General features: G+C 48.9%; 21 protein-coding genes and 1 pseudogene. 13 read left to right on the top strand and 9 right to left on the bottom strand.

Annotated elements, in window-relative coordinates:
- Together A8707_RS22825 and A8707_RS22830 are read right to left on the bottom strand one after the other, a co-directional pair.
- A pseudogene (locus tag A8707_RS22825) lies at positions 1-352 on the bottom strand (IS701 family transposase); the annotation flags it as partial.
- Complete coding sequence (locus A8707_RS22830) at positions 315-608, bottom strand: glycosyltransferase family 9 protein (protein ID WP_068819486.1); 294 nt, start codon at positions 606-608, stop codon at positions 315-317. The pseudogene A8707_RS22825 and the gene A8707_RS22830, both read right to left, overlap by 38 nt.
- A 664-nt stretch (positions 609-1,272) precedes the next feature.
- Between A8707_RS22830 and A8707_RS22840 the strand changes: the two genes are divergently transcribed.
- The 3 genes from A8707_RS22840 to A8707_RS22850 all read left to right on the top strand — a co-directional run bounded on the left by A8707_RS22840 (position 1,273) and on the right by A8707_RS22850 (position 3,180).
- Entirely contained in the window at positions 1,273-2,004 is a 732-nt protein-coding gene (locus A8707_RS22840; protein ID WP_068819488.1) for an LmeA family phospholipid-binding protein, read from the top strand.
- Between the two features lie 110 nt (positions 2,005-2,114).
- Complete coding sequence (locus A8707_RS22845; RefSeq protein ID WP_068819489.1) at positions 2,115-2,648, top strand: DUF2231 domain-containing protein; 534 nt, start codon at positions 2,115-2,117, stop codon at positions 2,646-2,648.
- A gap of 175 nt (positions 2,649-2,823) precedes the next feature.
- Positions 2,824-3,180 (top strand): hypothetical protein, encoded by a 357-nt coding sequence (locus A8707_RS22850; protein WP_068819490.1) that lies wholly within the window; start codon positions 2,824-2,826, stop codon positions 3,178-3,180.
- A gap of 47 nt (positions 3,181-3,227) precedes the next feature.
- On the opposite strand, the gene A8707_RS28570 is transcribed toward A8707_RS22850, so the two are convergent.
- On the bottom strand, positions 3,228-3,368 hold the full coding sequence (locus A8707_RS28570; RefSeq protein WP_156518827.1) for a hypothetical protein: 141 nt from the start codon (positions 3,366-3,368) through the stop codon (positions 3,228-3,230).
- 71 nt (positions 3,369-3,439) lie between these two features.
- Between A8707_RS28570 and A8707_RS22855 the strand changes: the two genes are divergently transcribed.
- Together A8707_RS22855 and A8707_RS22860 are read left to right on the top strand one after the other, a co-directional pair.
- Entirely contained in the window at positions 3,440-4,099 is a 660-nt protein-coding gene (locus A8707_RS22855; protein ID WP_068819491.1) for a hypothetical protein, read from the top strand.
- A gap of 364 nt (positions 4,100-4,463) precedes the next feature.
- Positions 4,464-4,841: a DUF4278 domain-containing protein gene (locus A8707_RS22860; RefSeq protein WP_068819492.1), complete on the top strand. Its 378-nt coding sequence runs from the start codon at positions 4,464-4,466 to the stop codon at positions 4,839-4,841.
- A gap of 71 nt (positions 4,842-4,912) precedes the next feature.
- On the opposite strand, the gene A8707_RS22865 is transcribed toward A8707_RS22860, so the two are convergent.
- From A8707_RS22865 to A8707_RS22880, 4 genes are all read right to left on the bottom strand, one after another.
- Positions 4,913-6,202 (bottom strand): TldD/PmbA family protein, encoded by a 1,290-nt coding sequence (locus A8707_RS22865; RefSeq protein WP_068819493.1) that lies wholly within the window; start codon positions 6,200-6,202, stop codon positions 4,913-4,915.
- Between the two features lie 37 nt (positions 6,203-6,239).
- Positions 6,240-7,100 (bottom strand): Tab2/Atab2 family RNA-binding protein, encoded by an 861-nt coding sequence (locus A8707_RS22870; protein ID WP_068819494.1) that lies wholly within the window; start codon positions 7,098-7,100, stop codon positions 6,240-6,242.
- Between the two features lie 8 nt (positions 7,101-7,108).
- On the bottom strand, positions 7,109-8,014 hold the full coding sequence (locus tag A8707_RS22875) for a S1 RNA-binding domain-containing protein (protein ID WP_068819495.1): 906 nt from the start codon (positions 8,012-8,014) through the stop codon (positions 7,109-7,111).
- A gap of 87 nt (positions 8,015-8,101) precedes the next feature.
- Positions 8,102-8,842, bottom strand: a complete 741-nt coding sequence (locus tag A8707_RS22880; RefSeq protein WP_068819496.1) for a dienelactone hydrolase family protein — start codon at positions 8,840-8,842, stop codon at positions 8,102-8,104.
- A gap of 580 nt (positions 8,843-9,422) precedes the next feature.
- Between A8707_RS22880 and A8707_RS22885 the strand changes: the two genes are divergently transcribed.
- Entirely contained in the window at positions 9,423-10,409 is a 987-nt protein-coding gene (locus tag A8707_RS22885) for a GntR family transcriptional regulator (protein WP_068819497.1), read from the top strand.
- A gap of 60 nt (positions 10,410-10,469) precedes the next feature.
- Here A8707_RS22885 and A8707_RS22890 read toward each other — a convergent pair whose 3' ends face one another.
- Positions 10,470-12,074 carry a sensor histidine kinase gene (locus A8707_RS22890; RefSeq protein WP_068819498.1) on the bottom strand — a complete coding sequence of 535 codons (1,605 nt, stop codon included), beginning with the start codon at positions 12,072-12,074 and terminating at the stop codon, positions 10,470-10,472.
- A 184-nt stretch (positions 12,075-12,258) separates the two neighbouring features.
- On the opposite strand from A8707_RS22890, the gene A8707_RS22895 reads away from it, so the two are divergent.
- From A8707_RS22895 to A8707_RS22920, 7 genes are all read left to right on the top strand, one after another.
- Positions 12,259-13,023, top strand: a complete 765-nt coding sequence (locus tag A8707_RS22895) for a DUF1350 family protein (RefSeq protein ID WP_068819499.1) — start codon at positions 12,259-12,261, stop codon at positions 13,021-13,023.
- Positions 13,024-13,091: 68 nt separating this feature from the next.
- Positions 13,092-13,448, top strand: coding sequence for a resolvase (locus A8707_RS22900; protein ID WP_068819500.1), 357 nt, complete (start codon positions 13,092-13,094; stop codon positions 13,446-13,448).
- A 191-nt stretch (positions 13,449-13,639) separates the two neighbouring features.
- A complete protein-coding gene (locus tag A8707_RS30860; RefSeq protein ID WP_074382561.1) occupies positions 13,640-13,819 on the top strand; it encodes a TLTLP motif-containing protein in 180 nt (59 codons plus the stop codon).
- A 156-nt stretch (positions 13,820-13,975) separates the two neighbouring features.
- Positions 13,976-14,617 carry a DUF3318 domain-containing protein gene (locus A8707_RS22905; protein WP_068819501.1) on the top strand — a complete coding sequence of 214 codons (642 nt, stop codon included), beginning with the start codon at positions 13,976-13,978 and terminating at the stop codon, positions 14,615-14,617.
- Between the two features lie 110 nt (positions 14,618-14,727).
- The gene (locus A8707_RS22910) at positions 14,728-15,807 is read left to right on the top strand and encodes a peptidoglycan-binding domain-containing protein (protein WP_068819502.1); all 1,080 of its coding nucleotides are present in this window, start codon (positions 14,728-14,730) and stop codon (positions 15,805-15,807) included.
- Between the two features lie 170 nt (positions 15,808-15,977).
- Positions 15,978-16,355, top strand: a complete 378-nt coding sequence (locus A8707_RS22915) for a hypothetical protein (RefSeq protein WP_068819503.1) — start codon at positions 15,978-15,980, stop codon at positions 16,353-16,355.
- Positions 16,356-16,364: 9 nt separating this feature from the next.
- Positions 16,365-18,053: a caspase, EACC1-associated type gene (locus A8707_RS22920; protein WP_068819504.1), complete on the top strand. Its 1,689-nt coding sequence runs from the start codon at positions 16,365-16,367 to the stop codon at positions 18,051-18,053.
- Here A8707_RS22920 and A8707_RS27165 read toward each other — a convergent pair.
- On the bottom strand, positions 17,983-18,573 hold a 591-nt coding region (locus tag A8707_RS27165; RefSeq protein WP_156518764.1), incomplete at its 5' end, for an IS200/IS605 family accessory protein TnpB-related protein. The two genes, A8707_RS22920 and A8707_RS27165, sit on opposite strands and share 71 nt — an antisense overlap.

The raw sequence follows: 18,573 nt of genomic DNA on the forward strand, positions 1-18,573 counted from the left end.
CTGTGTAATACAGCGTGATCAGATTGATTCCCTTAACCGTTCGTTTGTGCTTGCCAGACCAGAAGTATCCGACCAAAGCAGTTTTACTGGGGTCGCGGTAAGGCTTGTCCACCACGCTGTCATCGATACTGGCAGTTCCCCCTTTCAAAATCAGTTCCCCTTTGACTTCATCAAACAAGTCTTTAGGAGTGTATTGCTCTCGTAGTAAAAAGCGGTTAACGCTATCGTGACTGAGTTCTTCAAGAATCTCAGCCAAACGCACACAACTCACGTACTTGGGTTCTGCCAGGAGAAACAAGGTGTAAAGATTAGCGTTACACTGAGCAGTTGAGGGCTTTGACTGTTCTCTCACAACCGGATACCGCTGAATGGGCTAATCTCAACCCACCACATTTTTGCTTTCCTGTCAATGCGTAAGTCCTATAGTGATCAAACCGAGTCACCCATTCTGCAACACTGGGTAAGCCAATCCAAACAATCTGTGCGGTTGGAAACGCCGCTCGTAGTGCCCGCAGGGCTGGGATCACACAGAGAAAATCTCCTAATCCTGGCAGCGATCGAAACACTGCGATCGACTTCTTGCATAAATCTTGAGTAGAGTGAGTCATGCCAGATTCTCCGAGCGATTTCTAATGGGCACACCAGAGAATTTTCTCTGAATCGGATAGTAGTCTGCTCTTTAGATAATCAACATCCACTCAAAGAGAGAGCGATCGTATGAACGGTTCTAGCTAAAGGCTCTTTCCACCAAATGTAGTATTGCTAAACACTATAAGATTTGATAAATCAAAGCAATTTGGAGAATTTCAATGGCTAGGAATAAGGATTCATCAACGTGTGACTCGTCGGGTTCGCCCCCCAACCCCCAATCTGGGGCAGAGCTTGTTTATTGAGAAGAGAAAAAGCGGAATAGAGCAGGGCTGGTTTATTGTTCAGAGAAAAAGGCATGATGCCCGATTCCTTCGTTCAATTGGGGCGAACCTGGTCTCCCAACTCAACGGAGCAATGGGGTTTGAAGGTTATTCTTTTTCTAATAAATCAGCCCTGCATTCTGGGAGATTTAGGGGGCATAAGCCGACTCAAACGAATCTACGAGGACTTATGTGTACACGGTAGGCTTCGTGAAGGGCAGTTCATACTGGCATTCAGCAATGCCGCTTATTCTTCTCTAGATGGAGCGCGATCGTGGACCTTCTCTGTCGCCTTATAGATACTCGCGTTTGGGGTTGTGCCTTAGAGTAGCGCCATCACTAAGAGATGAGGAGTTTAAGAATGTCAGATTTGGGAGAGCAGGCACTTAACAAAGTTGCAGAAATGGGCATTTCTAGCCAAGTGGATGAGGTCAAAAACCTAGATGTCGAGATTGAAACTGACCCGTTTAAGCTAATGTCAGGAACCGTAGATTCGGTCTCGATTAAGGCTGAAGGTTTGGTGATGCAGAACGATCTGCGAATCGAAGAGATGGAGATGCACACCGGAAAGGTGACGATCAATCCCCTTAGTGTGGCGTTTGGCAAAATTGAGTTGACTCGACCAACCGATGCCGAAACCCATGTAGTCTTGACTGAGCAGGATGTCAATCGGGCTTTTAGCTCAGATTTTATCTGCGACAAGATGCAAAACCTGGACGTGACCGTGAATGGCGAGAGTGCGATCGTAGACACTCACTATATCGAGTTTGGTCTGCCGGGTGATGGCAAAATTTTTCTAAGTACAGAGGTTCTTCTGCAAGGAACTCAAGAAAAGCACCGAGTTGCGTTTACCACGGTTCCAAAAGTTAGCCCTGGTGGGCAGCAAGTGGTTTTAGAAGACGTGCAGTATGTCGAAGGTCAAGACCTCTCTCCAGAATTGACAGAAGCATTGCTTAGTCAAGCCCGCGAACTCCTCAACCTAAAGAACTTTGAGATGGATGGCATGGCTCTAAAACTCAAGAGACTCGACGTTCAGAAAGGAAAAATAGTCCTTGAGTCAGAGGCGCACATCGAGAACTTTCTATCATCGTAGGTTTATATATTCCTGAGAATGAATTTCTGTTGGGACGATCGCACGATCGCCCTTTGTCGTCAGGTAATTGCAATGGCTTTCACCCACCCTAATTACTTTAGGAGAACCCTATGACTCGTGCTCATACTCCCAGCATTCCCCCTTTAATCGAAGCTGACGAAGCTGAATATCGCGATAGCGGCGTTCCTAGCACTGTCGCTATCTTTGGGCATCCGCTCCATCCGCTGCTGGTCACTTTTCCGCTCGCGTTTTTGACGGGTGCTTTGGGCACTGATGTCGGCTACTGGCTCACCGGAGACTCTTTTTGGGCGAGGGCATCTTTTTGGCTCATTGGAGTGGGCATTGCGACAGGTCTAGTGGCGGCGGCAACTGGCATGAGCGACTTTGCGAGAATCGATCGAGTTCGTGAACACAGCGCAGGCTGGGCGCACATGGTCGGAAACGTTGCAGCACTTACATTCTCGGCTGTAAATTTCTGGCTGCGGTGGAATGACCAAACGGGTGCAGTTTTGCCGATCGGACTAATTATTTCCCTAGCGGTGGCGACCTTGCTAGCGATTACCGGATGGTATGGTGCAGAATTAATTTATCGCCACAAAGTTGCAGTTATTGGCTATGGTCCAAAGCATAAACCTCAACTATGAGTGAAGTGTTAAAAGACGTAGTTTGTATCGTCACTGTTGAATTATTTTCTCCCTTAGACTGTGGTTCAACAATCTCAACCTTTAGGACTACTTCTAAGTTCCATCATTTGAAGGAGGCGTAATTGCCTCTTTTTTTTTAATGTTACTTATAGCAATTCATTTTATAACAACCCTTATGAACAAAGATTCAAAGCCCGCTGATAATGAAGCTGGCATCAATCAACCCATGACCGCCGAAGAAGTTGACCCTAAACAGAAGCGGGAGCAACAGGTAGAGTTAGATAAAGAATATTTGACGACCAATCCGGGCGATCGTATTGATGATTCCAAGTCTCTAGAAGAAAAAGCTCAACAAGTTGCAGTTGACACCGCAGATATTACAGGCGATCACATCACGGTTCCGACTTACATGGTGTTTGATATGCCAGACGGCGAGAAAAAGCCGTTGCATCACGTCAAAGATGCAGAAGAAATCTCAGATCTGATTCGTCAAGCCAGAATTAATGAAGACGGCGAACAGACTTGGAGATAGAGTCCTTTCTACCGATCGCGTCCTAATCAAACTTATGAAAGTCTCGTTTACTGACTGTAAGCGAGACTTTTGCAGTATTTAGGGGCGATCGCTGACAGAATTCGTCTCTCAATTAGCTCTCTAGATAGATCCAAAAATTGCCTCGATCGTATCGTCTGATAGAGCCGCACTTGTAGCGGTTTCGACATTATAAATAGATTCTTGAAGGAAGACTACTTTAAGAAAAAATGTTGGTACTTTTAATCTTTTATAAAGCCTTATGTTCCAAGTATCTCCTTTTAACAGGGACTTTTTTAATCTAGAAATCCCTCCCCTCCAGTGTAAGGAATCGGCATTTGCGATCGAAGACCTTCCTGGTTTATGGCGGCTCCATTGGCAGCTAGGGCAAACCACGATTTTCTCAACGTTTTATACGCGCATTGATCAGGCGTGTTTGCTCTGGGGTATTATTTCAGGAGTTATTTTTTTAACGGCTCAATTTGCTGCGATCGATTGGGCAACCCAAGCCGTTTTCTGGTCAGGTCTGACGCTTTTAGGAACTGGAGCAATGGTCAAGCTCTCTGAAAATTGCGCCCTCGCAGAACCGCTTAATCAAATTGTGTCTGCCTGGGTTTTTCTCATGCTGTCGGGGTTGGTGCTGACTGACTTGAGCATTTTTCTGGGCTGGGCACCGATTTTAATGCAACTTCCTTTGCTGTGGCTGTTGCTGAATGCGTTTGGCTATCTCTACACGGGGTTAAAGATGCGATCGCGGGCATTTTTGCTGATCTGCTTGGTGCATCTGCTGGCGATCGTGACGCTTCCCTACACCAGCATTTGGCAATTTCTCGAAACTGGACTTGTGATCGGTCTGAGTTCGATGCTGTTGGCAGTCTTACAGTGGGACTCAAGCGGAGTGTGTGCTACTCATCACAACTAAGGACCGTGAATTAATAACCTGTAAAACTTGTAGGCGACTTCTGCCCTTCTCACGAAGCGGGGCAAGCCCTCACCAACCCCTCTCCCCAAGGAAAAAGGAGCTAAAAATCTTGTCCCCTCTCCTTCAGGGAGAGGGCTAGGGTGAGGGTCAATCTAGAAATTTATCCATCAATTTAGCAACGCCGAATCATTCTTAAGTTCAATACCTGATCTCAAAACAGTAGCCTATACTACAGAAAGTAAGTCGTTCACCTGAGTTTGGCTAATTGCCGAACAAGACGGAAGTAGAGAGTTTGATTAGTTTAACAGCACTCTTGAAGGAACGCGATTCCTCTAATCTTCACTTTTGTCAGAGGCGACCCCCTATGAGACTTTCTTATCGTGGTGTTAGTTATGAATACACTCCACCCACGCTTGAAGTGACGGAAGGCGAGATTCAAGGCAGCTATCGTGGAACGTCTTGGAGATGCTACACCATAGCTGAAACTCCGATTCCTCGATCGCCGCAACCATCAGAGACTCAGAAAGGCTTTTATTCTCAGCAAGACTTCTCTCACATTGAGCGATCGTCTCAGACACGACCGATCTGCTCTACTTTCAATGTCTTGCAGCAACTCAAACGCATCCATAAAGCGAATATTGATCGCAGCTTAGACCATCGGATGCAGGTGGCAAAAGACCGGGGAGACTATCAGCTTCTCCAGGTTTTAGAGTCTGAGCTGAGAGAAACCGTTTTGCGATAGCGCGATCGTTTTGTAGGTGAAGGTTATGGGTGGCATCAAGCGAAAGCAGATGTCACCCTTTGTTTTAGCGTTTAGCCTTCGCTTCGCCCCGTCACTGAGAGTCCTTCTACAATCAGCGAGGGCGTGTGACATGAGCCGTTCCAGTCGCCATCACCTCCAAGCTCGACCAGGTTTTTGAGGGCAGTGTAGACGCTTCCCGCGACCATTGTGTCTTTAACTCTGCCGACAATTTGACCCTTTTGCACTCGATAGCCCAAGTCAACGTTGATTGAAAATTCACCAGAAATGCTTGACCCTCCGCCCAGCATTTGATCTAAAACGAGTCCGTCTTCCATCGTCGAAATCAGTTCTGGAAACGATTTGACACCTGGCTCGATCAGCATATTGAATAAACCAGGATTGGGGTAGCTGCCCAATCCGGGACGAAAGCCATTCCCGGTCGTGCCACTGCCTAAGATTTTTCCAGTTGTACGATCGGCATAAAACATCTGCAATACGCCTTTGTCGATAAACGTCATCGGACGGGTCGGTGTGCCCTCATCATCAAACGGGCAGCTAAACGGACCTGCCTCTGGCTTCTGGCTAATGGTCAGAGATGGAGACATAACGGATTGATTGAGGCGATCGCTCCAAGGAGAAGCCCCTTCAATCACCTGTTTGCCATTTAACGCCGCTTGCACCGTGCCCCAAAGCATATCGGCGGCTTTAGAGGTGAAAAGAATGGGAACCCGCCCGATCGGGGCACCTACATTTTCTTTTGCCCACTCTAAGCGCTGCATGATCAGGTGAGCGACTAAAACGGGATCGAGGTTATCTCGAAGCGTTTGCCCATCACTGACGTTGAGAAAATCATCTCCCCGCACCCATTCCACTTCTAAAAAGCCGCTCAGCGTCGTGTCCGTGTAGCCGCAGTCTAGCCCGTTTGAGGTGATGAGACGAGTCGTTTCTGATTCACATTCCCAGCCACCCGCGCAGAGGACTTCGGGATAGTGATCTCGCACCAGATCGATCGCCTGTTTACCCCACTCTACGAGCGTTTCAACCGAGACGACTTCACCCATGTCAGGATAGATCAGTTGGGATGCGGGAGCCAGTTCAACGTCTTCGGGTTCGTTAAGTTGACTGAGAGCAATGGCACGATCGACCAGTGCCTGAGCCTCCACCGGACCGTAAGCCACCGCTAATCCCGGACATCCATTTTTCCAGAGTCGCAGAGCCGTTCCTTCTGAGTCAGCGCTTTCGAGTTGTTTGAGTCGGTTTGCCTCAAAAAAAACAGGGCGAGACAGCGATCGTGACTGAAAGACTTCTGCTGCGTCTGCGCCCGATCGAGCAGCTAATTCCAGCAATTGTTCTGGTAGCATATCCTGCAGGGTGTGAAAACTTTATACCATCGTTAGCCTACGCTAAAGTGACATCTTGTAATAGCCAAAATCCGGCAAAGGCTTCAACTTGGGGATCGGTTTGAATCGCTAAAAAGTGAACCTGATTCGAGACTTGTTTAGCGGCTTCAAATTGTTTTGCCTCTGGCTGAGTTTTAGGGTCGAGACTGGTGAGAATCCAGCGATCGCTGACTCCGGTTTCTAACATCAGTCGCGTCGGCGCATTGGGGTCAAACTTAATCGCCGCCATTTCTAGCCCTGACATCCAGGCTGCCATCGGCATCGCACGAGACGAGTAGATAATCAGCCCCGGAACGGGAGTGTCGGGCGCGAGTCTTGCCAGCTTGAGCGGGAATGATTCGCCAAAGTCAATCCCCCATTCGTTCATGTCATCAAAAGCGCTTGCCTCCAGTGTGGCAAAGATCCATTTCTGTCCAATCAGAGCATCGGGCAACGGCTCGGCAGGAGTCGTGGGAAACGTCACCGACGGATTTTTGGACGGCTGAAACCCTGGATGATTGGGGTAAACCGTTTCTGTGCGATCGCGCACCCACTGGCTCAATGCAAACGTCCGCCGACTCAGTTGGGCGGGCACATTCAACCCGTTGCAGGCAGTGGTGATCATATTGTTCATCGCCTGCCGAAAAAAGCGAATCTTGTCGGGTGGGTTAGGAGCGCGGGAAATGGCTTCCGCGATCGCGCTTTTTAACCAGCCCGAATTGACCTGCGTGCTCGAACAATATTCGGCATAGCGAAACAGCGAGTCTGGTTCAGCATCAATCTGAGTCGCACTTTCACAGATCAGAACTTCCCAGATTTTTTTGTTGGTTTCATCCACGATCGGACGCGAATAATAATCGAGTTCCCAAATAGTCGTCATGAAAATTTTTACTCGCCTAACAAATTTTTTCTGGCTCGTTCTTGACGAGATTCCGCTTCGTCCATGACTTGAGCCATGTTCTCAGTCATCTCTCCGGGGTGGTTTTCAAGCACTTTTGTAGATAGAGAAATGCGACCTCTGCCTTCATCTAGCTCGACGATCATCGCTTTAATCACCTGTCCAACTTGCAGCAACGCAGGCAGAGACGCGATGTAGTTTTTGCTGATTTGGTTGATGTGCAGCAGACCTGTAGTGCTGTCAAATTCTACAAACGCTCCAAAGGGCTTGAGGCTCACCACTTTGCCTTCGATCAGTTGTCCGACTTCTAGCTGACTAAAGCTGGCGCTCCGAGCCGCGAGACGATTGGATAGCACTAGCTTGTTACGATCGCGATCCATCTCCAAAAACGTCGCGGTCAGCGTTTGACCTTTGAGCGCCTCTAGATTCTCTCGCTCAACTAAGTGCGATCGCGGAATAAACCCGCGCAAGCCCTGCACATCGACCGTTACGCCGCCTTTATTCATGCCTGTGACGCGCACTTGCAGACTTTGCTTGCTGTCTTGCACATCGGCAAGTCGATCCCAGATTTTTTTGATCTCTAGTTGACGCAGCGAAAGCGTGACTTGTCCGTTTTCATCCTGCTCACGAATAATCAGAAAATCTCGCTCCTCATCCTGATCGGGCAGCACCGCAGAGATATCGCTGATTTGGCGCACACTGGCTTCTGCGATCGACAAAAAAGCAGGCGACTTTCCACCGATGTCGATCAGCGCACCGCCGCTTTCATAGCTAAACACTTTGCCTCGCACGATTTGCCCCTGAGCAAACTGATAGTCGTGTTGCTCTAGCGCTTTGGCAAAGTCCTCCATTGAGAAGGCTGCGTCCGATTGAGGCTGAGTTGATTTTTGATTCATGACTGCTAAGTGAGATCCCCCAAGGTTGCGGGGTGAATTTGCTGACTATTGCCAGTTTAGTACGGGGCGGAAGAAAGGATGAAGGAGTTACTCATCCGTCATCGTTTGAAAGAGGTTTTTCACCTGTTTCCAGGCATCGGCGGCGGCTTCGGAATGGTAGTCCGATCGGGCATCACAAAAAAATCCGTGACCTGCAGGATAGCGAAAAACTTGATGAGAATTATGCTGCTGTTGCAGGGCTGCTTCAACCTGATCGATTTGCTCAACGGGAATTAACGGATCTTGAGTGCCAAAAAAAGCGTAGAGAGTGCCCTGAATGTCTCTCGTTCGGGTAATCGTGGGTGCCCCTCCACCGGGGATCATCGTCGCAATGCCAGCCCCATAAAATGACGCAGTGGCTTTAATTTCTGGCAAGGTTGCCGCTAAATAAGCAACGTGACCGCCGAAACAAAAGCCGATCGCGCCGATCGCATTTCTTCTTACAGAAGGAAGTGTCTGTAAATACGCGATCGTGGCGCGAATATCGCTCAATAATTCATCGGCTGTCGTCTGCTCTTTGTGAATTCGTCCGAGTTTGGTTTCCTCAGCGCCATAGCCCACTTCAAAACCGGGAGCCGTTCGCTGAAAAATGGCGGGTGCGATCGCCACATATCCCTCGTGTGCCAATCGCTCAGTGACGTGACGAATATGAGCATTCACCCCAAAAATCTCTTGAATCACCACGATCGCAGGGTAGGGTCCTCCGCCCACAGGTTCAGCTAAATAAGCATCAATCTTGAGTGACCCGTTCAAAACTGTGGTGGTTGTCGTTTTAATGTCTATCACCATGAAATTGCGGATCGATACCTTTATTTTTAGTGACAACTCTTACGGATATTCTTACAGAAATTCAGTTAGTTTTGAGCGATAAAGTTGCTCTACTAGGGTTGATTTTTGTTGAGAAATCCCTACATGAACTGTTTGCTGACAACTCTCTAAACGTCTGTAGAAATGCGTGACTCAGAACCATTTACTACAATCATCTTGCGCCTAATTCCGTACGTTGCGGCAATTTTATTGACAATTCAGAATAATTACCGATTTGCTACAATAAATTAGACTATGGCAATCCTGAATCAGTTGTAAACTCGGTCTGCCCTCCTCACGAAGTGGGGCAAGCCCTCGCCAGTCCTTCTCCCTAAGGAGAAGGGAGCCAGAAGGTCAAAGTCCCTCTCCTTGGGGAGAGGGATTTGGGGTGAGGGCAGAATCTCTACCTCTCACAAGGTAATTAAGATTGCTATACAAGGTAAGAGAAACACCAAACTGAGGGCAAACGCTGCTCTTCAGAATGGTACGAATAGTAAACAGATTCCGGTAGTAGAATCACTCACTTTGAATCTAGTATCTGAGCAAGTCTTGAGGCGCTGGCATGGTGCAATTTCATATTCAGCCAGATAGTGATATCCCGGCATCGACCCAACTTTATAATCAGATTTTGTTTGCGATCGCGTCGCGGCAATTTTCACCGGGGCACCGTTTGCCAAGCACCCGCCAATTAGCGATGCAAACCGGGCTACACCGCAACACCATTAGCAAGGTTTATCATCAGCTAGAAGAGGCAGGTGTTGTCGATGCTCAAGCGGGGTCGGGCATCTACGTTCGCGATCAGGCACACGACCCAACGACAAGCGTCAAGTCTCCGCTGCTCGATCACAATCCTCAAGCGCACAAAATTATTCAAACCAGCCTCGATGAGTTGTTAAAACAAGGCTCTTCTCTTGGTCAGGCACGCGAGTTGTTTTTGGCAGAAATTGACTGGCGGCTGCGCTGTAGTGCCCAAGTTTTGATCACGGCTCCGCAGCACGACATTGCCAACGGTGAGATTTTGCTGCGCGAGTTAGAACGCGCCCTCAACATTCCCATCCAGCTTGTGCCCTTAGAAGAACTCAGCCGTGTGTTAGACCAGACTCGATCGAGCACCGTTGTCACCAGCCGCTACTTCATCGCTCAGGCAGAAGCGATCGCGACCCCTCGATCGGCGCGGGTGATTCCGGTAGACATTTACGATTTTGAGAAAGAAATCAAAATGGTGCGATCGCTGCCCAAGGGCACTTGTTTGGGCATTGTTAGCCTGAGTTCGGGGACGGTGGGCGTTGCCGAGGTGATCATTCACAGCCTACGAGGAGATGAGTTGCTGGTGATGACCGCGCAAGTGACTGACAAATATAAAATGAATGCGATGGTGCGAAGTGCTCAAACTATCTTCAGTTTTGATGATGCCAGTTCTGCGGCGGTGAAAGCTACGATTTCTGCGGCAAGAGAAGACATCATCCGTCCGCCTCAGTTGGTCTACTGTGAAAATTTTATTGTCAGCAAATCTGTTAGTCTTCTCAAGCGCGAGTTGGGTTTGGAGTAGAGAGGCGTTCTAATTCATCAAAAGAGACGTTCGACCGAAACGTCTCTACGCGGGAATGTATTAGACGTGGTGCAGCGATCCGGGTTCGACGCTGCCGGGTTCTAATGGCAGAAATAGGGTAAAGACTTCACCTTGCTCTGGTCGGTGCCGCACGATCAATTTGCCGCCCAACGCTTGAAATAGATTTTTGGTCACCGCTAGATTGAGACTCAAACTTCCAGTTTCGGGTTGAAACATCAACACTTGACCCAAAGATTTCAGCAAGGGTTGACGGTGCGACGAATCAGAAACCGTTGAGCCGATCGTCTCAGATGACTCTGAAGACTCAAGCTGAAGTTTGAGTTGATGTCCGGCTAAGGTGACTTCGACTTGAATATGGCTACCCGATGGTAAGCTGCGAGCAGAGCGATCGATGAGACTGGTCAATGCCTGATCTAACATCATTGGGTCACTCACAACCGTCGGAATTTTTTGCGGCAAAATCACGTCTAGGGTCAGATTGCGCTGACTCGCCTGCTTTTGCCAACGAGGAATGCTTTGCCGTAACACCTCTGATAGAGAAGTCGGCGCAAGCGATGCGGGGGCTAACGTTGTCGCGGAAGTCTCTAGTTCGACCGCTCGGAAGATCAACCCAAAGCGATCGATTTGCTCACTGCACTCCCGATCGAGCATCTCTAATCGCTTCAGCACATCGGGTGGTAAGTCTCGGCGTTTTAGCAGCGATCGGGTCAACGTCCGAATTGTGGTTAGAGGAGTGCGAACTTCATGGGCGATCGCTTGCAGCAGTTCTATATCAATGCTTTTTCCGTCAGACAATCGCTGAGAGAGATCATCTGGAGTCGGGTGCTTATCAAATTTCTGTTTTGTCCCGACTTTACGAGCAGATGCTTTCTTGCGATTTCTATGCAAAGCGGCTTCTACATCGCCTTCACTGAGATGAATAGTCGCGTCCTCAGCCGTGTCTACTAGATGAGTGATTAGAAGACGGCTAAATTGAGTCACTAACTTATAGTGAGGCTCGATCGCCGGAAACTGCTGAATCAGGGCATCCAGTTTGCTGATTTGATGGGCATTCATCAGCACCACTCGCAGCCGCAAAACTTGCCAAACCCGCTCGACGACTTCGGGATCAAACGAGAAAGAAAAAGTGGGTTCTCCAGTCGGATTGTCACCTAGCACCATCACCAGACTGAACTGATCGGTAAGCACTAGAGAAAACTGTTCAGTAGCTAACGGATCACCGGGTAACAAAGACAGTGACGGATTGGTTTCGCAGGTTGAAACGGGTTGGTCGATCGCCGGAGTCAATCGAAACGGCAACCCCATCAATGTTGCAGACGGATCAGCCGAAAATGTCCAGGTGGCAAAGTCAGACATTAAGTCAGTTTGACTCACCACTGGCAAGGGTCCTGAGAGTATCAATCCTTGAGTGGCTTGATCAGATCTGACTGGCTTGACCGTCTTCAGCAGAGATTCTAACGCGGCGATCGCGCCAAACCATTCTCGCTCTGCTTTGACTCGCTGGTGAGCGATCGAATTCTTTGAGTTGGGTTGCCCTGATCCAGGTTCCTCTTGAGACTTCCGGGCACACGGATCGGCATCCACTTGAGGCTGATTGCTCAGTGCCAGAATCTCACTTAAGGTTGGTAAAATCCAATGATGCATACAAACTGAAACACACTTAACCGCTACCTGATAAGAGCCTATCTGCATTTCAGCTAAATCAGTGAGCGTAGAACCGTACCAAACGGGTTGCAATTACCGTTAACTTGTGCAAAGTATCCGCAAAGTCAGGACTCGACACAATACGCCACAATGAGAAGTAGAAGCACTCTAACGCAAAGATTGAATGGACTGGCAGGAAATTTCTGGTAACTGGGTTTTGATCCCCGATCGCCCGATTGCGATCGTTCACTTTCTGGGTGGAGCATTTGTGGCAACCGCGCCCCAACTCACTTACCGTCGCTTATTAGAATATCTGGCATCGCAGGGATATGCGATCGTAGCCACTCCATTTGTGAACACGTTTGATCACATTGAGATTGCTCAATCAGTGCTGCAAAGCTTCGATCGAGCGTTAGAAATTTTGCAGACTCGCATTCTTAAAAAACGCTACATTCCCGTTTATGGAATGGGTCACAGCATGGGCTGCAAACTACATTTATTGATTGGCAGTCTGTTTGCCGTTGAGCGTGCAGGAAACATTCTAATCTCATTTAATAATTTTTCGGCTCGTGATGCGGTGCCGTTGGTTGAGCAATTTTCTCCTGTGTTCTCAATGGAGTTCACGCCTTCGCCCCTAGAGACGAATAAGATGATTGGCGATCGCTATCAAATTCGTCGTAATCTGGTGGTGAAATTTGACAACGACTCGATCGACCAAACTTATACCCTGTCAGAACTGCTAAAAAAACGCTTTCCTGATATGGTGACGTTTCAGACGCTCAAAGGCTCTCACACCACGCCGATCGGACAGGATATCAAGTGGCAAACTGGTTCATCCTATTCGCCATTTGACGCGATCGGGCAGTGGATGCGTCAGGAAATCTATCGCGAACTGGAAGGACTAGAGAAAGCGATCGTGCGGTGGCTAAACCCGATGGGAACCCGGTAAAAAAGGATGTGCCCTTACCCTTGTCTTATGCTAAGATTTGCGCGTCCAAGTGCGAGAAAGTAGTTAACATGACTATTGTGGATCACGTCAGCGCAACCACGACGTTTGGGTTAATGGACATTGACGCAGTGCAAAAAGCGCTGAACCGATCGAGAGCCTCAGTTTATCGTTACGCCAATACCGATCCTCACACGACTAATTTGCCCTATGAACCCAAGCGTTTGAACCCCGAAATGCGCTCTAGCCCTGCCGAAGTGCTGCTGTTTCACCCCAATGAGGTGGCTCGATTTGCCAAAAATGTTTTACGGATTAAGCAAGTGACGATCGAGATTCAAGAACCCCAGCCCAACGCAACCCAAGACCTTCTGCAAGCCATTTTGGTTGAGCTGCAAAGCATTCATCAAACGTTAAAGGCTCGATCGTGATCCCCCCTTTCCTGTTAAGATTATTTGCGGCGAAACTATATCCTTTGGAGGATTGTTTGCTACAAACAGGAAATCGAGGCAGCGATCGTTAGAATTAGCCTAGAGAGGTAAGGTTTCCCTTCCTCTGTTCGGGCTAACTAAAGAAAAAGTGTTCTCTTCCGTTAACCTCATTGAGTTTGTTGAAATAATTTATGCAATCCGGTAGTCACCCTACCAGCCCTTCGGGGCGACCTGCCCACCTTGGGGCAAACGTTATCGGCACCATCATTGCATTGCTTACTCTGGTTTTACCACTTTGGGTCATCGCTTGTTACACAACAACTAGCCCTCCAATAGTGGTGCCAGTGGCGGCATCTGAGCCTGTAAAGTAACCGCTCGGTTGATTTTAAGCTGTGAGCGACTATCAGCAACATTCTTGCTTGATTTACTCTCGATCCGGCACAATAGATGCACCTCAACTCAGGGATCGATAGAATCGCTATCATCAAAAGAGAGGACTATATCTTAATCACTTCGAGGCTGAAGCCATGACATCGTACGCAACTTCGACTGCCAGAGCCGATATGAGCGAGCTGCGGCGCTTGAAAACTCTACTGCCTCCAGAACTGCAAAGCTGGGTGACGATCGAGGTGACCACTGCTGTCAATCCGACTCTAGTGACGAGTGAAGAGATCGGCAGAGATGAAGTTGAAATCCAGATCGATATGCCGAAATGGGATCAACTGGCGATCGACCAGCGCAATCTGCTGTTTTGGCACGAAGTCGCTCGCATTCAGGCAGACACGATTCCTAAAGACGGCTGGGAAATGGCGGCGCTGGCGATTGGACTTGGCGGCGCAGTCGGTGAACTGTGGGTTCAAGATGGCTTGCTGTTAGTCTTAGCGCTCGGTCTGTCAGGGGTTGCTGGGTTTCGCCTCTATCAGAAGAACAACGGCGAACGCAACCTCAAAGAAGCCACTGAAGCTGACGAGAGAGCGATTTCTCTGGCAACGCGCTTCGGCTACACCTTACCCAACGCCTACAAAAGCTTGGGCAGCGCACTGAAAACCCTGATTGACCAAACGCCTAAAAAGCGGATGCGAGCAAAATATGAGTCGCGGTTGACGGCTCTTAAGAAGAGTGCAGCAAAAGCCAAATCTCAAATGAAAACCCCTGCTGAAGACTATTAGTCAGCCGAATCTGAACCTTTTTGGTAAAAGAGAATGAGTAACCAGCGATCGGGCGATACTTAAAAGCCGAATCAGTGGTTACTTATTTTTTTGGGTTGAGGGCGATCGTTATGGCTTTTAGAATTAGTGCCTTAAATTTACCTGTCATCAGACAAGGCTCAACGGGGGCAGCAGTTGGGGCATGGCAGCGGTTTTTAGTGGATTTAAATTACCCGATCGGAGCGGTTGATAATGGCTTTGGGAGCGTGACCGACAAAGCGACTCGTGCCTTTCAGCAAAAAAACGGGCTAACCGCTGATGGCATTGTCGGACCTGGAACCTACACCAAAGCCCTCTCTCAAGGATTTATCTACCGAGTTGCAGGGTTAACTGCCGCAATTTTGCTCGACTATCTCAATTTTGGAACCACCGAAGTGGGAGATCTGCAACGCAGCTTAACGGCGATCGGGCGGCTCAATCCTCCTCTCGCTGGCGACGGCTATTTTGGAATCGGCAGCACGAGAGGATTAGCTGAAGCTTACAAAATCGTCGATGTCTCGTTTCGTGCCCGTCTTGAGCAACAGCTATCAGCCGCCACAAAGCAAAAATTAGGGACAGACTTAGCATCTGCGCTCGACATTCTGACCGAATATGCGCGCAGACTACGCGGACGATTGAGCGGTGCCCAGTGGGTGAGATTCTTTCCGGGCAGTCAGTCGATCGACGATCTCGCTTCTCCCTTTCGTCAACGCGTCCAGGCGTTTCAAAAAGCCCTCAAAGATGCCGGGGCAACGATCGAAGTCACGGCGACCTTCCGTCCACCAGAACGGGCTTATTTGATGCACTACAGCGTCTCAATCAACAATCGAGATGTCTCTCCTGCAAATGTCCCGTCGATGCCTGGTGTTGATATCGAGTGGGTGCAATACACCGATGCGATTTCGCTACAAGCGGCTCGACAGATGATTGATGCTTATGATATTGGCTCAAACCCGGCGGCGCTACGATCGCGCCATACTCAAGCCCTCGCGATCGACTGGATTGTTGAGTGGCAAGGCAATCTCAACATCAAGGACGCATCGGGGCGAGTGGTTAGCATTGGGGCACCCCGTAGCGGCAATGAAAATTCGACGCTGTGGAATGTAGGAGCCTCTTATGGGGTCTACAAGCTGGAATATGATCCGCCTCATTGGTCGATCGACGGCTATTAAACCCCAAATGCTCTTGATTTTAGATTTGGTTGGCAAAATTTGAGTCTCAAACTCTGCTCAAGTTTTGCCCAGATTATTCTTCTGTCAATCTGAGAAGTTAGTCTTAACCAGATGCCTATGCAAGAATTGCGAATATAGAATTTTGAGACTCCATCGCAGTGTAGGTAATCATGACTCCTGATTCCAACGTCAAATTTACGATCGCCTTCAACGACCCAAACCTAGACAACGATAAGCTAGAAGCACAAGCCCAAAATCTGCTGTCTCAAATGAGAGATTTGGACGAGATTGAAACGGTCGATCGAGTGCTTGACCCCAATCCACCCAAGGGCAATAAGGCGATCGGCGGAATGTTGGTCGGTTTGCTAACCGCACAGGTTAATCTAGCGAATGCTCAAAAGTTACTGGGATTTTTGGGCGATCGCTTGGTCAATAAAGCGATCGAACTGGAAATTGAGGCAAACGGAAAGAAACTGAAGGTAAAAGCCAGTAGTCAGGCAGAATTGGAAGCGGCGATCGCGGCAGCACAGAAATTCATAGCAGCATAGGACATCAAAATGGCGAAGGTCGCACTGCTGATTGGGGTCAGCGAGTATGAAACGGGGCTGGACGGTCTGCCATCTGCGGTCAATGACGTGACAGCGATACAGCAGGTGTTGACCAACCCAGACATGGGCGATTTTGTCGATGCGGCGGTGACTGTGCTGCAAAATCCTTCCCGACAAGCGATGGAAGACGCGATTTATCATCTGTTTGCCAATCGCCAGAAAGATGATCTGGTACTGCTCTATTTTTCTGGTCATGGCGTGGTGGATGATGGGGGCGAGTTTTACTTTGCGAGTCGGTTTACCCGCAAAGAACAGGGACGGTTAGTGCCGACTACTGCGGTCGCCGCCCGATCGGTGCGCGATTGGATGGAGCAGAGTAAATCTCAGTGTAAGGTGATCATTCTTGACAGTTGCTTTAGTGGTGCGTTTGCCAAAGGGGTGAAGGCAAAAGATAGCGGCAGCGTCAACCCAGAGCGATTTTTGGGCGGCAAGGGCACTGCTATTCTCACGGCTTCTACCTCGACTCAATATGCTCTGACGCAAGAAGGGTTTGACCTCTCGGTTTACACTCACTATCTGGTAGAAGGCATTAGAACAGGGGGAGCCGATCGAGACGATGACGGGTTTATTTCGGTCGAAGAACTGCATGACTATGCCAACAGCAAGGTGAAAGAAGCTGCCCCGGCGATGACTCCAGAGTTTTATCCGGTCAAGGAAGGCTATAAGATTTTGCTGGCAAAGTCGCCCAAAGATGACCCGACGCTGAAATATCGCAAACAGGTTGGGCAACGGGTGTATCAGGGAAGGTTTTCGATTCCGGCGCGTCGTCTGCTCAACTCGCTGCGGCTTCAGTTAAAGTTATCGCCAGAAGTCGCTGAAGCCATCGAAGCTGAAGTGCTGCAACCCTACCGAGAATATCAGCGCAAGTTGCAGGAATACGAACAAACCTTAGTTGAGGCGTTGCAGGCAGAAAACCCTCTGAGTCAACGCACCCTGAATGATCTGAAAGATTACCAGCTACATTTAGCCCTGCTGGATGAAGACGTTATACCCATCGCCAATAAACTGCTGGGTGAAAGCCTCGTGATCGCCTTTGAAGAACCTTCGCTCATTCCTCCTCCCTCGTCTTTTCTATCCTCCCCGCCCTCTAATCTCACCAAATCCTTCGAGTTTGAGGTCGTGATAGTCAACTCTCAAGGTAAAGAACAGAGTCGAGAGCAGAAACGCGCCGAATATTTTGCCGATGATTTGGGCAATGGGATGACGTTAGATATGGTTGCCATTCCCGGTGGTAGCTTTCAGATGGGGTCAAACGAAAGCGATGACGAGAAGCCCATTCATCCCGTGACCATAGAGCCATTTTTTATGGGCAAATATCCTGTCACGCAAGCGCAATATGAAGCGATCGTAGGCACCAATCCCTCAAACTTCAAAGGGGCAAAGCGTCCAGTTGAGCAGATTTCCTGGGAGGAAGCAGTGGAGTTTTGCACTCAGCTATCCCAAAAGACAGGCAAGCCTTATCGTCTGCCTAGTGAAGCCGAGTGGGAATATGCCTGTCGCGCTGGAACTAAAACCCCTTTTTATTTTGGTGAAACGATTACGCCCGATCTATTGATACTCCCCATGCCTAAAGGCGAGGGGATTCTTGAAGAGTCCACAAGCGAACCTTCAAAGGCGTTAACAAAGCGCCCCTACTGACTCCCTCAAGGCATAGCCCTAAAGTTGTCGCTACTTTTCGCAAGATGTTTGCCGCACCGTTGCAATCAGCATTGATGTACTGATTGTTTTGAGTGCGGTACAAGCCACGTTTAACTCGTCTGCCTGACTCCTTCCACCCTTCGGGTTTCTCACCGATTTTAGGCAGGAAATCATCATCCACAAACGAAGCCTTAGACGTATAGCTTTCTTCCGTCTCAACGAATCGAATCCCGTGCTGTTCGCACAGTTGCGAGACTCTCTCTTTGAGTCTGCCCGTGGGAATCTGGACAAACTTCTGATTGGTTTTAGCACCCATATTGGCACCGTCTTTCTGCCCTCGATTCCAGCCAAACACGACGGTGCCGATTCTGTTCTCAAGACAATGATTGATCACCTTTCTAGCCGCTTTATTGACCGCATCCCTAACCTGACGATTGCGTTTCTCAGTGATGGCAGCTAATCGCTTAGACCAAAAACCTTGAGGCTGATTCTCTTTGAGGGTGGCAACTTGCTTGTTATA

The organism is Phormidesmis priestleyi BC1401 (assembly GCF_001650195.1).
Lineage (GTDB): Bacteria > Cyanobacteriota > Cyanobacteriia > Leptolyngbyales > Leptolyngbyaceae > Phormidesmis_A > Phormidesmis_A priestleyi_B.

Bases quoted from the DNA above. Each gene is read 5' to 3' on its own strand.
- A8707_RS22830 (WP_068819486.1), bottom strand. From the start codon at position 608: ATGACTCACTCTACTCAAGATTTATGCAAGAAGTCGATCGCAGTGTTT.
- A8707_RS22840 (WP_068819488.1), top strand. From the start codon at position 1,273: ATGTCAGATTTGGGAGAGCAGGCACTTAACAAAGTTGCAGAAATGGGC.
- A8707_RS22845 (WP_068819489.1), top strand. From the start codon at position 2,115: ATGACTCGTGCTCATACTCCCAGCATTCCCCCTTTAATCGAAGCTGAC.
- A8707_RS22850 (WP_068819490.1), top strand. From the start codon at position 2,824: ATGAACAAAGATTCAAAGCCCGCTGATAATGAAGCTGGCATCAATCAA.
- A8707_RS28570 (WP_156518827.1), bottom strand. From the start codon at position 3,368: ATGTCGAAACCGCTACAAGTGCGGCTCTATCAGACGATACGATCGAGG.
- A8707_RS22855 (WP_068819491.1), top strand. From the start codon at position 3,440: ATGTTCCAAGTATCTCCTTTTAACAGGGACTTTTTTAATCTAGAAATC.
- A8707_RS22860 (WP_068819492.1), top strand. From the start codon at position 4,464: ATGAGACTTTCTTATCGTGGTGTTAGTTATGAATACACTCCACCCACG.
- A8707_RS22865 (WP_068819493.1), bottom strand. From the start codon at position 6,202: ATGCTACCAGAACAATTGCTGGAATTAGCTGCTCGATCGGGCGCAGAC.
- A8707_RS22870 (WP_068819494.1), bottom strand. From the start codon at position 7,100: ATGACGACTATTTGGGAACTCGATTATTATTCGCGTCCGATCGTGGAT.
- A8707_RS22875 (WP_068819495.1), bottom strand. From the start codon at position 8,014: ATGAATCAAAAATCAACTCAGCCTCAATCGGACGCAGCCTTCTCAATG.
- A8707_RS22880 (WP_068819496.1), bottom strand. From the start codon at position 8,842: ATGGTGATAGACATTAAAACGACAACCACCACAGTTTTGAACGGGTCA.
- A8707_RS22885 (WP_068819497.1), top strand. From the start codon at position 9,423: ATGGTGCAATTTCATATTCAGCCAGATAGTGATATCCCGGCATCGACC.
- A8707_RS22890 (WP_068819498.1), bottom strand. From the start codon at position 12,074: ATGCATCATTGGATTTTACCAACCTTAAGTGAGATTCTGGCACTGAGC.
- A8707_RS22895 (WP_068819499.1), top strand. From the start codon at position 12,259: ATGGACTGGCAGGAAATTTCTGGTAACTGGGTTTTGATCCCCGATCGC.
- A8707_RS22900 (WP_068819500.1), top strand. From the start codon at position 13,092: ATGACTATTGTGGATCACGTCAGCGCAACCACGACGTTTGGGTTAATG.
- A8707_RS30860 (WP_074382561.1), top strand. From the start codon at position 13,640: ATGCAATCCGGTAGTCACCCTACCAGCCCTTCGGGGCGACCTGCCCAC.
- A8707_RS22905 (WP_068819501.1), top strand. From the start codon at position 13,976: ATGACATCGTACGCAACTTCGACTGCCAGAGCCGATATGAGCGAGCTG.
- A8707_RS22910 (WP_068819502.1), top strand. From the start codon at position 14,728: ATGGCTTTTAGAATTAGTGCCTTAAATTTACCTGTCATCAGACAAGGC.
- A8707_RS22915 (WP_068819503.1), top strand. From the start codon at position 15,978: ATGACTCCTGATTCCAACGTCAAATTTACGATCGCCTTCAACGACCCA.
- A8707_RS22920 (WP_068819504.1), top strand. From the start codon at position 16,365: ATGGCGAAGGTCGCACTGCTGATTGGGGTCAGCGAGTATGAAACGGGG.